Genomic DNA, 11770 nt, shown 5'->3' on the forward strand with positions numbered 1-11770 from the left:
TCACGCTCCTGTGGCGACGAGGAGGGCGGCGACCACCAGGACGACGGTGCCGGCGAGCAGCGCGCTCACATAGGTCTGCACGTTTCCGGTCTGCGCGCGCCGTACGGCGGCGCCGAGCCAGCGCGGTAGGGCGCCCGCTGCGCGTACGTAGGTGTCGACGACCTCGCGGTCGAGGAACCGGACGAGCGAGGCTCCGGCCTGGACCGGGCGGACGAACAGCACGGTGTACACGGCGTCGAGGTGGAAGCCGACGGCCGCGTGCCGGTGGAGCGGGCCGAGCAGCAGCCGGCCCGGGTCCGCGGGGTCGGCCGCGTAGGCCACGTCTCCGAAGGCGGGTGCGTGGGCGGCGATCGCCTCGGCCTCGACCTCTCCGGCGTCGGCGTCGGGGTGGGCCGCCACCGCGCCCAGCGGCACGCGGGCCGCGAGCGCGGTGGTCTGCCGCCAGGCGCCGTAGGTGACGAGACCGCCGACCAGGGCGAGTCCCGTGCCGAGGACGGAGGTGGTGAGTACCGGTGTCAGGTCGCGGCCGTCGAACCAGTCGGGCAGCTGCCCGTACAGCAGGCCGAAGGCGAGTGACGGGACGGCGAGCACCCACAGGACGGCGGTCATGGTGACGGGCTGCCTGCCGTGGTCGGGAGCCTCGGTGCCGTGGCCGCGGAAGGCCAGCAGCCACAGCCGGGTGGCGTACGCGGCGGTGAGCACGGCCGTGATCAGACCGGCGACGAGGACGATCCAGCCCGCGGCGCCGGGGGCGTGCTCGGTGTGGCCGGTGGCGACGTGTTCGGCGGCGCCGAGAACGGCTTCCTTGGAGAAGAAGCCGCTGAACGGCGGGATCGCGGCGAGTGCGAGCAGCGCCACCGTCATCGTCCAGTAGGCGTCCGGGACGCGGGCCCGCAGGTCCTTCATCCGGGACATGACGGCCAGCGAGTTGGTGCCGGAGGCGTGGATGATCACGCCGGCGGCGAGGAACAGCAGCGCCTTGAAGGCGCCGTGCGCGAGGAGGTGGAAGACGGCGGCACCGCGGTCGCCGACGGCGAGGGCGCCGGTCATGTAGCCGAGCTGGCCGATCGTGGAGTACGCGAGGACGCGTTTGATGTCGTCCTGGGCGAGTGCGGCGAGCGCCGAGCCGGCCATCGTGACGGCGGCCATGACGGCGAGGACGGTCATCGCGGCCGACGAGGCCTGGAAGACGGGGAGGAGCCGGGCGATGAAGTAGACACCGGCGGCGACCATCGTCGCGGCGTGGATGAGCGCGGAGACGGGTGTCGGGCCCGCCATCGCGTCGGGCAGCCAGGTGTGCAGCGGGAACTGCGCGGACTTGCCCGCGACGCCGGCGAGGAGCAGCAGGGCGATCAGCGTCGGATGGTGCAGTCCGCCGCTCGCGACGGTGCCGAGGACCGTGGTGACGCGGAAGGACCCGGCGTCGGTGGCCAGGGCGAACAGACCGATGAGGAAGGGGACGTCGCCGAGCTTGGTGACCAGGAAGGCCTTGATGGAGGCGGCGCGCGCCTCGGGGGTCTCCCAGTAGTGGCCGACCAGGAAGTACGAGCAGATGCCCATGACCTCCCAGCCGACCAGCAGCACGATCAGGTCGCCCGAGTACACGACGAGGAGCATCGCGGAGGTGAAGAGGGAGACGAGGGCGGCGTAGGAGGGGTAGCGCGGGTCGTCGCGCAGGTAGCCCGTCGAGTAGATCTGCACGCAGGTGGCGACGACGCCGACGAGTACGGCGACGAGGGCGGCGAAACCGTCGATGTACAGGGCCAGCTCGATGGGGACCGAGCCGGTGGGTGTCAGTTCGGTGGCGGCGCTGACGGCTTGGTCGCCGCCCTGGCGCACGGCGACGATGACGGCGATGACGAGCGAGGCGAGGGGCGGGAGGACCGCGAGGGGACGGACCAATCCGGGGGCGGTGCGGCCGAGGAGGAGTCCGGTCACGGCGCCGAGGAACGGCAGGAGGGGGACGAGGACGGCGAGGGTGGTCGTGGTCACGCGGTGGCCTCAGCCTTCTCGTCTGCCGGGACGGGGGCTCCTTCGGGGCCGTCGCCGGCGCCGTCACCGGCCGGGCCGTGACGTTCCGGGCCGCCGCCGTCGGGGCCGCCCGTCTCGGGGCCCTCGGCGGTGTCGCGGAGTCTGTCGATGTCCGCGGTGCCGCGGTTGCGGTGGACGGCGAGGACGATCGCCAGGCCGATGCCGATCTCGGCGGCGGCGATGGCGATGGTGAACAGGGTCAGGGCCTGCCCGGAGTGGAGCGTGTCGCGGGCGGCCTTGGAGAGCCAGACGTCGAAGGCGACGAGGTTGAGGTTGACGGCGTTGAGCATCAGCTCGACGGACATCAGGACCAGGATCGCGTTGCGGCGCGCGAGGACTCCGTAGAGACCCGTGCAGAAGAGGAGGGCGGCGAGCACGGCGGGATAGGCGAGGTGCATCAGCGGGCCTCTTCCTTCTCCGAGGACTTCGCCTTGCGGGAGAGGACGATCGCCCCCACCAGGGCGGCGAGGAGGAGGACGGACAGCGCTTCGAAGGGGAGCACCCAGTTCTGGAAGAGGCTCGCTCCGGTCACCTCGGTGGAGCCGGCGGCGGGACCCGCCAGGTCGACCCAGGTGGTACGGAAGGCGTCGACGACGACCCAGACCAGGGCGGCGGCCGCGGCGAGGGCCACGGTCAGGGCGGCCCAGCGGTTCCCGGAGTCGGCGTCCGGGGAGCGGCCGATGGGGGCCCGGGTGAGCATCAGGCCGAACAGGAGGAGGACGACGACGGAACCGACGTAGATGAGGACCTGCACCCAGGCGATGAACTCGGCCGTGAGCAGGAGGTATTCGACGGCGAGGCCGCCGAGCGCCACCACGAGCCAGAGGGCCGCGTGCACCAGTTGCCTGGTGGTGACGGTGACGATCGCGGCGCCGAAGGTGACCAGGCCGACGAGCAGGAACGCGATCTCGACGCCGGTCGGGGAGAGGAAGCCGTGGCTCCCGGCGGCGGTGGTCGTGGTGCGCGCCGCGAGGGCCGTGGCTGCTGCGAGGCTCACGCGTCACCGTCCTGTGGTCCGGCGGGGTCCGACGGGTCCGAGGCCGGGGGCTCGGTCCCGGCGGGCTTGGTCGGGTCAGGGACCGGGGGCTCGGTCCCGGCCGCCTGGGCCGCGAGTCTCTCGGCCTCCGCCAGTTTCTCGGCCTCCGCGAGCTTGTCGGCCTGCGCGAGCTTGTCGGCCTGCGCGAGCTTGTCGGCCTGCGCGAGCTTGTCGGCCTCGGCGGCGAGCTTGTCGGCGGTCTTGCGGGCGGCGGCCAGTTCCTTCGGCTCCTCGGCGGCGGCGTCGAGGGCGGGCGGGGCCGGGACCGTCCACATCCACTCGCGCAGCTTGTCGCGCTCGTGGGTGAGTTCGTGGATGTCGGTCTCCGCGTACTCGAACTCCGGTGACCAGAACAGCGCGTCGAAAGGACAGACCTCGATGCAGATACCGCAGTACATGCACAGGGAGAAGTCGATGGCGAAGCGGTCCAGGACGTTGCGGCTGCGCTCGCGGCCGCCGGGGGCCGCGGGCGGGACCGTCTCCTTGTGGGAGTCGATGTAGATGCACCAGTCCGGGCACTCGCGGGCGCACAGCATGCAGACCGTGCAGTTCTCCTCGAAGAGACCGATGACGCCGCGGGAGCGGGGCGGCAGTTCGGGCTGGACGTCCGGGTACTGCGCGGTGACGGTCTTCTTCGTCATCGTGCGGAGGGTGACGGCCAGGCCCTTGGCCAGACCTGAGCCGGGAACGGGGGCCATGGTTACGAGATCACCACCTTGACGATGCCGGTGAGGGCGATCTGGGCGAGGGAGAGGGGGACGAGGAGGGTCCAGGAGAGTTTCTGCAACTGGTCCTCGCGCAGGCGGGGATAGGTGACACGCAGCCAGATCACGACGAAGGCGAGGATCGCCGTCTTCAGCAGGGTCCAGACCCAGCCGAGGCCGTCCGCGCCCCAGGGGCCGTGCCAGCCGCCCAGGAAGAGGACGGTGGTCAGACCGCACAGGACGACGATCCCGGCGTACTCGGCGAGGAGGAAGAGCGCGAAGCGCAGACCCGTGTACTCGGTGTACGCGCCGAAGATGATCTCCGAGTCGGCGACCGGCATGTCGAAGGGGGGACGCTGGAGTTCGGCGAGGCCCGCCACGAAGAAGACGATCGCGCCGACGATCTGCCACGGCAGCCACCACCACTGGAACGCGTCGACGATGCCGGGGAGGGAGACCGTGCCGGCCGCCATCGCGACGGAGGCGGCGGTCAGCAGCATCGGGAGTTCGTACGCGAGCAGTTGGGCCGCGGTGCGCAGGCCGCCGAGGAGGGAGAACTTGTTGGCCGAGGCCCAGCCCGCCATGAGCGAGCCGAGGACGCCCACACCCATCACGGCGAGGACGAAGAAGATGCCCGCGTCGACGACCTCGCCGACGGCTCCCTCGCCGGGACCGATGGGAATGGCGAGCAGGACGAGGAGGTACGGGAGGAGAGCGACGGCCGGGGCCAGCTGGAAGATACGGCGGTCCGCGCCCGCCGGGACGATGTCCTCCTTCTGCGCGAACTTCACGCCGTCGGCGACGAGCTGGGCCCAGCCGTGGAAGCCGCCCGCGTACATCGGGCCGAGGCGGCCCTGCATGTGGGCCATCACCTTGTGCTCGGTCTGACCGACGATCAGGGGGAACGTCAGGAAGACGACGAAGACGACGACGAGTCGCAGGGCGACGTCGAGGGCGTCGTTCACTGCGTGCCTCCGGAGGGGTCGTCGGGGTCGGGCTGACGTTCGGCGGGGTGCTTCGGCTCGGACTCCGGTGCGCTCCGGGCGGTGCCCTTCGAGGTGTCGTCGGGCGCGTCCTCGGTCGTCCCGGCGGTGGGACGCGTGGCGGGGTTCTTCGGCGTTTCAGCGGGCGCTTCCGCGGGCGCCTCTGCGGGCGCTTCCGCAGGCGTGTCCTCAGGTGTGCCCTTGGGCGTGCCCTCAGTCGTGTCCCCGGAAGGCGGATCCGACGGTGGCTGCGACTGCGGCTGCGACTGCGGTTCTGGTTTCGGCCGCGGTTCTGGTTCCGGTTCGTCGAAGGCGGGGCGGGCGTGGTGCCACGGGGCGTCCGAGCCTCGTGGGGTGTCCGAGCCGCGTGGGGCGGCGGGCCTCGACGGCGCGGCGGGGCCTGTCGGCCCTTCCGTCCCCGCGGGCGTCCCCCCGGGAGTCTCGGCAGGGCCCTCGGCCCGCTGGGAGGCCGAGCCCTGGCCGGCACCGCGCGCGCGACGGGGTCCGGCAGGCGCTGCCGGAGCGCTCGGCCGGCCGGTGTCCGGGACCGCGGTCCGCTCATCCGCGGAACCTCGGCCCTGCGGAGTCTCACCCGGGGAGTTCAGGCCTGTGGGGTTCTGGCCCGTGGAGTTCTCGCCGGTAGAGCTCTGGGTCGCGGAACCCTGACTCGCGGACCCCTGACTCGCGCTGCGCGCACGGCGGGGCGGCGCCGCGGCACCCGTGCCCGCACCCGCACCAGCACCAGCACCAGCACCAGCACCAGCACCAGCAAGCGAAGCACCGCCACCCGTGTCGGCGGTGGCCGTCTGGCCGGCGGAGCCGTCTCCGGCCGTACGGGCCCGGCGTACCGGGCGGTCGCCGGCGGCGGCGCGGGCAGCGCCCCGGGCCGGGCGGGCGGGGGCCGGCGGGAGCTGGCCCTTCAGCGGACCCCACTCGTTCGGGTCGGGAACTCCGGGCGGAAGCATCTGGCGGCGCTTCGGACCGCCGTGGTCGGACTCCCCCGGCTCCTTGGCGCCGGGCCAGGCCTTGGCCACGCGGGCGGCGAGGACGAAGTCCTTGCGGAGGGGGTGGCCCTCGAAGCCCTCGGGGAGGAGGAGCGGGTCGAGGCCGGGGTGGCCCTCGAAGGTCACGCCGAACATCTCGTGGGTCTCGCGCTCGTGCCAGCCGGCGCCCGCGTAGACGGAGACCGCCGACGCCAGGACGGGTGCCGAGTGCGGGACGGTCGTACGGACGAGAAGGCGGCGTACCGGGGACAGGGCCACCACGTGAGCCGCGACGCGGAAGCCCGTACCGGGTTCGTCGACGGCGCTCAGCCAGTCGAAATAGCTGCACCCGAGGGTGGTCCGGGCCGTGTCGAGGGCCGCGATCCAGGAAGCGGGCGGTACGTCGACGGTCAGGACCTCGTACGACTCCTCGGCCGTGGCCTCCGGGCCGAAGAGTTCCTCGACGGGTGCGGGGAGCCAGCCGGTCACTTGTCACCCTCCCCGGAAGCCGGATCCGCGCCGGAAGCCGGATCCGCGCCGGGACCAGGATTCCCGCCGGAATTCGCGTCCTCTCCGGAAGCCGCGTCCTCCCCGGGAACCCCGTTCTCCCCGGGAACCGGCGTCTCGGCCGGCACCCGGGTCTCGCCGCCCGTCGCGACCGGCGGAGCCACCAGCCCACTCTGGAGCGCGGCCACCGACGGCCGCCGCGAAGAGCCGTAGCGCTCCCCCAGCGACTCCCGGGCGATCTTCTCCTGGAGCTTGAGGATGCCCTGGAGCAGTGCCTCGGGGCGGGGCGGGCACCCGGGCACGTACACATCGACGGGGATGATCTGGTCGACGCCCTTGGTGACCGAGTACGAGTCCCAGTACGGGCCGCCGCAGTTGGAGCACGCGCCGAAGGAGATGACGTACTTGGGCTCGGGCATCTGCTCGTACAGGCGCTTGACGACCGGGGCCATCTTGTCCGTGACCGTGCCGGAGACCACCATCAGGTCGGCCTGGCGCGGGCCCGGGGCGAACGGGATCACACCGAGCCGGATGAAGTCGTGCCGGGCCATCGACGCGGCGATGAACTCGATCGCGCAGCAGGCGAGGCCGAAGTTGAAGACCCAGAGCGAGTAGCGGCGGCCCCAGTTCAGGACGACCTTCATGGGCTCGGGGGCGAGGCGCGAGAGCACGCCCAGCCGCTTCGGCTCCGGCAGGAGAACCGGCTGCCCTGTGGTCTCGCCCGAGGTGCTGCCCGAGATGTTGGGGGTCACGTCCATGTGAGGACGCCCTTCTTGTATGCGTACAGCAGGCCCACGGCGAGGAAGCCGAGGAAGATGAACATCTCCACGAGCGTCGCGGCGCCGTAGCCGGGGGCGGCGAAGACGGTCGCCCAGGGGAAGAGGAAGATCGAGTCGACGGCGAAGATGACGTACAGGAACGCGTAGACGTAGTAGCGGACCTGGGTGTGGGCCCAGCCCTCGCCGACGGGGTCGACGCCGCACTCGTACGTCATGAGTTTCTCGGGTGTGGGGACGACCGGCCGCAGCAGTCGGCCCGCCCCGAAGGCGACGGCGACGAAGAGCACGCCCACGACGGCGAGCAGCCCGACGACCGAGTAGGACTGGAAGTAGCTCGCCGCGACGACGGTCGGTTCCGGCACGTCAGCCCCTCGCTCCCTGACCTCGTGGCGCACGCCGTGCGCGGGTGCGCACACTGCGATACGCCCTGTTCGACGATCTGTACGGACGGGAGTCTAGGGCCTGCTAAAGAAACGGTAAGCAGGCCGTCACACCCTGATTATCGTGGACACGTCATGGTCGAGTCGTGGACTCGTCCGGCTCGTGCGCCACGGGATTCCCGTCCGTCTCCAGCGATCGCTTCCCATTTGACCGCAGGCCTGCACCCGGCACGGCACGGAACGTCACGAAGGTAGGGCTTTCCCCAGTGGATCGGGGCGGGTCTCCTCATGGCGCGGCGGCCCGCCGCCGGGCAGGCTAGCGAATATGACCGAACGCATCACCGCGATGGTCCCGCCGGACGGGACACCCGCCAGAACGACCGGCAGAATCCCGAGCACAACAGCCGGGACAGGCGGGACAGGCGGGACAGACCGAACAGGCGAGACAGGCGGAACGATCCGTACCACCGGCGGCACGACTGCCGAGAAGCCCGACGCGCCGTCCGGCGAAACGCCCGGCGGCGCACCCGCCGGCGCACCCGGCGATGCGTCCGACGACGACCGGCTGCCCTCCCCCCGCCTCGCCTTCGGCAGCCGTACCTGGCAGGAGATCGCGCACCTGCTCGCCAATCTGCCGGTCTCGATCTTCGGCTTCGTGTACGTCGTGACGATGGTGTCGACGGGCTCGGCGCTCGCGGTGACGGTGGTGGGACTGCCGTTGCTCGCGGGCGGCCTGCTCGGCGCACGACAGCTGGGCAAGCTGGAGCGGGCCCGGGCGCGCTCGCTGCTCGGTCTGCGGATCGACGAACCGAGCCCGCTGCCGGTACGCCGGACCGGCTTCTTCGGCTGGCTGTGGTCGAGCCTGAAGGACCCGGTCGGCTGGCGGACGGTGCTGTACGACCTGATCAGACTGCCGTGGGGGGTGCTGACGTTCACGGTCACGCTGACGTCGCTCTTCGTGCTGTGGCCGGTGCTGCCGTTCATCGCGCGCGGGCTGACCAACGTGGACCGGGCGATGGTGCGCGGGCTGCTGTCGCCCTCCGACGAGCTGGAGCGGCGCATCGCCGAGCTGGAGTCGGACCGGGGCGTCGTGGTCGACACGGCGGCGGCGGACCTGCGGCGCATCGAGCGGGACCTGCACGACGGGGCCCAGGCCCGGCTGGTCAACCTCGCGATGGGACTCGGCCTGGCCAAGGAGAAACTCCTGGAGGGCCAGGCCGACGAGACCGTCGCGGCCATGGTCGACGAGGCGCACGGCGAGGTGAAACTGGCCCTGCAGGAGCTGCGCGACCTGGCGCGCGGCATCCACCCGGCCGTCCTCACCGACCGCGGCCTCGACGCGGCGCTGTCCTCGGTCGCCACGCGCTGCACGGTGCCGGTGAAGGTGACCGCGGACCTGCCGTCGAGGCCGGCCGCGGCCATCGAGGGCATCGCCTACTTCACCGTCTCCGAGCTGCTGCAGAACGTCAGCAAGCACAGCGGGGCGAGGTCGGCGTCCGTCGACGTGTGGCGCACGGACCAGCGGCTGCTCATACAGGTCCAGGACGACGGACGGGGCGGCGCCCGGCTCGACGGCGGTACGGGGATGGCGGGGCTCGCGGACCGGCTCGGCGCGGTGGACGGACTGTTCGTCATCGACTCGCCGCCCGGCGGCCCGACCACCGTCACGGCGGAACTGCCCTGGCGGGACCGGCAGGACGACCCGGCGCACTAGACGTGCCGATCACACGCCAGACGTGCCGATCCCGCGCCAGACGTGCCGATCGGACACTCGACGTACCGACCACGCACTGGATGTACCGATCACGTATGTCGTCGACATGCCCAGGTCCTGGACATGGTGGCCCGACGACCCCGGCCGGGGTAGGGAAAACCCCCGCCCCAAGAGGCCGACCCGCTCCATGTTCCCCACGCTCCGCGGCCAGCAGGGTTGAGGTACGAGCCGACGAGCAGGACGAGTAGAACGGACGACGCCGATGGCCACGGAGTACGGACAGGGGTACGGGCACCGGAGCGGTCCCGGATTCCACGGGGCGGCTGCCGGGGAGCGGCGCCACCGCCTCCCCGCAGCGCTGCGGGCGCCGATCGAGGCCCGCAGCTGGCGCGAGTTCGGCTACGTCATGCTGGGCCTGCCGCTCGGCATCGCCATGTTCACGTTCGCGATCACGATGTTCTCGCTGGGCGCCGGCCTGCTGGTCACCTTCCTGGGGGTGCCGGTGCTCGCCGGAGCGCTGGCGGGCTGCCGCGGGTTCGGCGCGCTGGAGCGTGCGCGGGCTCGCGGGCTGCTCGGGGTCGAGGTGGACTCGCCGGAACGCGTGACCGTACGCAGGCAGGGGGCGATGGCGTGGATGGGGGCGATCCTCAAGAACGGTTCGTCGTGGCGCCATCTGCTGTACGCGGTGCTGCAGTTCCCGTGGGCGGTGTTCTCGTTCGTGGTGGCCCTGACCTTCTGGGCGTACGGCTGGGCGATGCTGACGTATCCGCTGTGGTTCTGGCTCTTCCCGGTCTACGGCGGCCAGGGCGGCCTTCAGTTGTACGGCGACGGCACCCACAGCATCTATCTGGACAACCCCTTCGAGATCACCGTGACCGCGCTGCTCGGGCTGCTGATCACCATGGCGACGCCGTGGATCGTACGGGCGCTGACCACGGTGGACCGGCTGATGGTGCTGGGGCTGCTGGGGCCGTCGCGGCTGGCGACCAGGGTGGTCGAGCTGGAGTCGGACCGGGGGGTCGTGGTCGACACGGCGGCGGCGGACCTGCGGCGCATCGAGCGGGACCTGCACGACGGGGCCCAGGCCCGGCTGGTCAACCTCGCGATGGGACTCGGCCTGGCCAAGGAGAAGCTCACCGAGGACCCGCAGGAGGCGGCGCGGATGGTCGACGAGGCGCACGGTGAGGTGAAGACGGCGTTGCAGGAGCTGCGGGATCTGGCGCGCGGCATCCACCCGGCCGTCCTCACCGACCGCGGCCTCGACGCGGCGCTGTCCTCGGTCGCCACGCGCTGCACGGTGCCGGTGGCGGTGGACGTGGACCTGCCGGCCCGTCCCGCGCCCGCGATCGAGGGCATCGCCTACTTCACCGTCTCCGAGCTGCTGCAGAACATCAGCAAGCACGCGCGGGCGACCCGGGCCACGGTCGACGTCTGGCGCGTCGAGAACCGGCTGATGCTCCAGGTGGTCGACAACGGCGTGGGCGGCGCCGACGTCTCCGCGGGCTCGGGTCTGGCGGGGCTCGCGGAGCGGCTGGACGCGGTGGACGGGATCCTGGTGGTGGACTCCCCCGCGGGCGGCCCCACCCGGATCACGGCCGAACTCCCCTGGCGGGGCTGAGCCGCCACCCCGCACGGCCGGTACCGCGACAGCCGGGGTCCGCGCCGCGTCACCACACGGGCCGGTACCGCGGTAGGCGACGTCGCCGCGCCGCCCGGCAAGCACTCCCGCCGCACCGGGCGTCATCCCCCCCCCTGACGCCCGGTGCGCCGCCCGGTGACACCCCTCGTGCCGGCTCGGGATTCCTCTCGCCCGGGCACGCCCCGGCGATTCTCGTTGCCCGGGCGCCCCGCGGTCCGAATGCTGGAATGCTGAGGGCTGTCGTACGAGCGGGGCGCAACCGGCGCCGGCCGGTACGGGCTGTGGGGGGGCCGAACATCGTGGAGGACAGGGTGCGGGTGGTCATCGCCGAGGATTCGGTGCTGCTCAGGGAGGGCCTGACCCGGTTGCTGACCGACCGTGGGCATGACGTCGTGGCCGGTGTCGGTGACGGCGACGCGCTGATCAAGACCATCACCGACCTGGCGGCCGAGGGCGCGCTGCCGGACGTCGTGGTGGCCGACGTACGGATGCCGCCGACGCACACCGACGAGGGCGTCAAGGCGGCCGTGCAGCTGCGCAAGCACCATCCGGGACTCGGAGTGCTGGTTCTGTCACAGTACGTGGAGGAGCGCTACGCCACCGAACTGCTGGCCGGTTCCAGCCGTGGCGTCGGCTATCTGCTCAAGGACCGGGTCGCCGAGGTGCGCGAGTTCGTGGACGCGGTGGTGCGGGTGGCCCAGGGGGGTACCGCGCTCGACCCCGAGGTGGTCGCGCAGCTGCTGGGGCGCAGCCGCAAGCAGGACGTGCTGGCCGGGCTCACGCCACGCGAGCGGGAGGTGCTGGGGCTGATGGCCGAGGGCCGGACCAACTCGGCGATCGCCCGGCAGCTGGTGGTGAGCGACGGCGCGGTCGAGAAGCACGTCAGCAACATCTTCCTGAAGCTGGGGCTGTCCCCCAGCGACGGGGATCACCGGCGTGTTCTGGCGGTTCTCACCTACCTCAACTCCTGAATACCTGACACTGTGTCAGGTATGCGGAAAGCGGTGACCGAGG

Annotated in this window: 11 protein-coding genes; 3 read left to right on the top strand and 8 right to left on the bottom strand. The window is 72.0% G+C overall.

Features of this window, described 5'->3' with window-relative positions; all coding sequences use genetic code 11:
- The 8 genes from GFH48_RS17455 to GFH48_RS17490 are packed head-to-tail and all read right to left on the bottom strand — an operon-like array spanning position 1 to position 7418.
- On the bottom strand, positions 1–1992 hold the full coding sequence (locus GFH48_RS17455) for an NADH-quinone oxidoreductase subunit 5 family protein (protein ID WP_153289156.1): 1992 nt from the start codon (positions 1990–1992) through the stop codon (positions 1–3).
- Positions 1989–2429 (bottom strand): NADH-quinone oxidoreductase subunit NuoK, encoded by a 441-nt coding sequence (gene nuoK, locus GFH48_RS17460; RefSeq protein ID WP_228120654.1) that lies wholly within the window; start codon positions 2427–2429, stop codon positions 1989–1991. Before nuoK ends, GFH48_RS17455 begins: the two co-directional genes overlap by 4 nt.
- A complete protein-coding gene (locus tag GFH48_RS17465) occupies positions 2429–3028 on the bottom strand; it encodes an NADH-quinone oxidoreductase subunit J family protein (RefSeq protein ID WP_153289157.1) in 600 nt (199 codons plus the stop codon). Before GFH48_RS17465 ends, nuoK begins: the two co-directional genes overlap by 1 nt.
- A complete protein-coding gene (locus GFH48_RS17470; protein WP_153289158.1) occupies positions 3025–3765 on the bottom strand; it encodes a NuoI/complex I 23 kDa subunit family protein in 741 nt (246 codons plus the stop codon). Before GFH48_RS17470 ends, GFH48_RS17465 begins: the two co-directional genes overlap by 4 nt.
- A gap of 2 nt (positions 3766–3767) precedes the next feature.
- Positions 3768–4736, bottom strand: a complete 969-nt coding sequence (locus GFH48_RS17475) for a complex I subunit 1/NuoH family protein (protein ID WP_153289159.1) — start codon at positions 4734–4736, stop codon at positions 3768–3770.
- Complete coding sequence (locus GFH48_RS17480; protein WP_153289160.1) at positions 4733–6226, bottom strand: NADH-quinone oxidoreductase subunit C; 1494 nt, start codon at positions 6224–6226, stop codon at positions 4733–4735. The genes GFH48_RS17475 and GFH48_RS17480 overlap by 4 nt, the downstream gene beginning before the upstream one ends.
- Positions 6223–7002: an NADH-quinone oxidoreductase subunit B gene (locus GFH48_RS17485; RefSeq protein WP_153289161.1), complete on the bottom strand. Its 780-nt coding sequence runs from the start codon at positions 7000–7002 to the stop codon at positions 6223–6225. Before GFH48_RS17485 ends, GFH48_RS17480 begins: the two co-directional genes overlap by 4 nt.
- Positions 6993–7418: an NADH-quinone oxidoreductase subunit A gene (locus tag GFH48_RS17490; RefSeq protein WP_153292960.1), complete on the bottom strand. Its 426-nt coding sequence runs from the start codon at positions 7416–7418 to the stop codon at positions 6993–6995. Before GFH48_RS17490 ends, GFH48_RS17485 begins: the two co-directional genes overlap by 10 nt.
- Positions 7419–7728: 310 nt before the next feature.
- Between GFH48_RS17490 and GFH48_RS17495 the strand changes: the two genes are divergently transcribed.
- The 3 genes from GFH48_RS17495 to GFH48_RS17505 all read left to right on the top strand — a co-directional run bounded on the left by GFH48_RS17495 (position 7729) and on the right by GFH48_RS17505 (position 11727).
- Positions 7729–9117 (top strand): sensor histidine kinase, encoded by a 1389-nt coding sequence (locus GFH48_RS17495; protein ID WP_228120656.1) that lies wholly within the window; start codon positions 7729–7731, stop codon positions 9115–9117.
- Positions 9118–9379: 262 nt separating this feature from the next.
- Positions 9380–10735 carry a sensor histidine kinase gene (locus GFH48_RS17500; RefSeq protein WP_153289162.1) on the top strand — a complete coding sequence of 452 codons (1356 nt, stop codon included), beginning with the start codon at positions 9380–9382 and terminating at the stop codon, positions 10733–10735.
- Between the two features lie 332 nt (positions 10736–11067).
- The gene (locus tag GFH48_RS17505; RefSeq protein ID WP_322747029.1) at positions 11068–11727 is read left to right on the top strand and encodes a response regulator transcription factor; all 660 of its coding nucleotides are present in this window, start codon (positions 11068–11070) and stop codon (positions 11725–11727) included.
- Positions 11728–11770 lie beyond the last annotated feature (43 nt).

The sequence above is a fragment of the Streptomyces fagopyri genome (assembly GCF_009498275.1).
GTDB lineage: Bacteria > Actinomycetota > Actinomycetes > Streptomycetales > Streptomycetaceae > Streptomyces > Streptomyces fagopyri.

What these genes read in the sequence shown, in the direction of transcription:
- GFH48_RS17485 (WP_153289161.1), bottom strand. Translation starts at nt 7,002, where the DNA reads ATGGACGTGACCCCCAACATCTCGGGCAGCACCTCGGGCGAGACCACA.
- nuoK (WP_228120654.1), bottom strand. Translation starts at nt 2,429, where the DNA reads ATGCACCTCGCCTATCCCGCCGTGCTCGCCGCCCTCCTCTTCTGCACG.
- GFH48_RS17470 (WP_153289158.1), bottom strand. Translation starts at nt 3,765, where the DNA reads ATGGCCCCCGTTCCCGGCTCAGGTCTGGCCAAGGGCCTGGCCGTCACC.
- GFH48_RS17495 (WP_228120656.1), top strand. Translation starts at nt 7,729, where the DNA reads ATGACCGAACGCATCACCGCGATGGTCCCGCCGGACGGGACACCCGCC.
- GFH48_RS17500 (WP_153289162.1), top strand. Translation starts at nt 9,380, where the DNA reads ATGGCCACGGAGTACGGACAGGGGTACGGGCACCGGAGCGGTCCCGGA.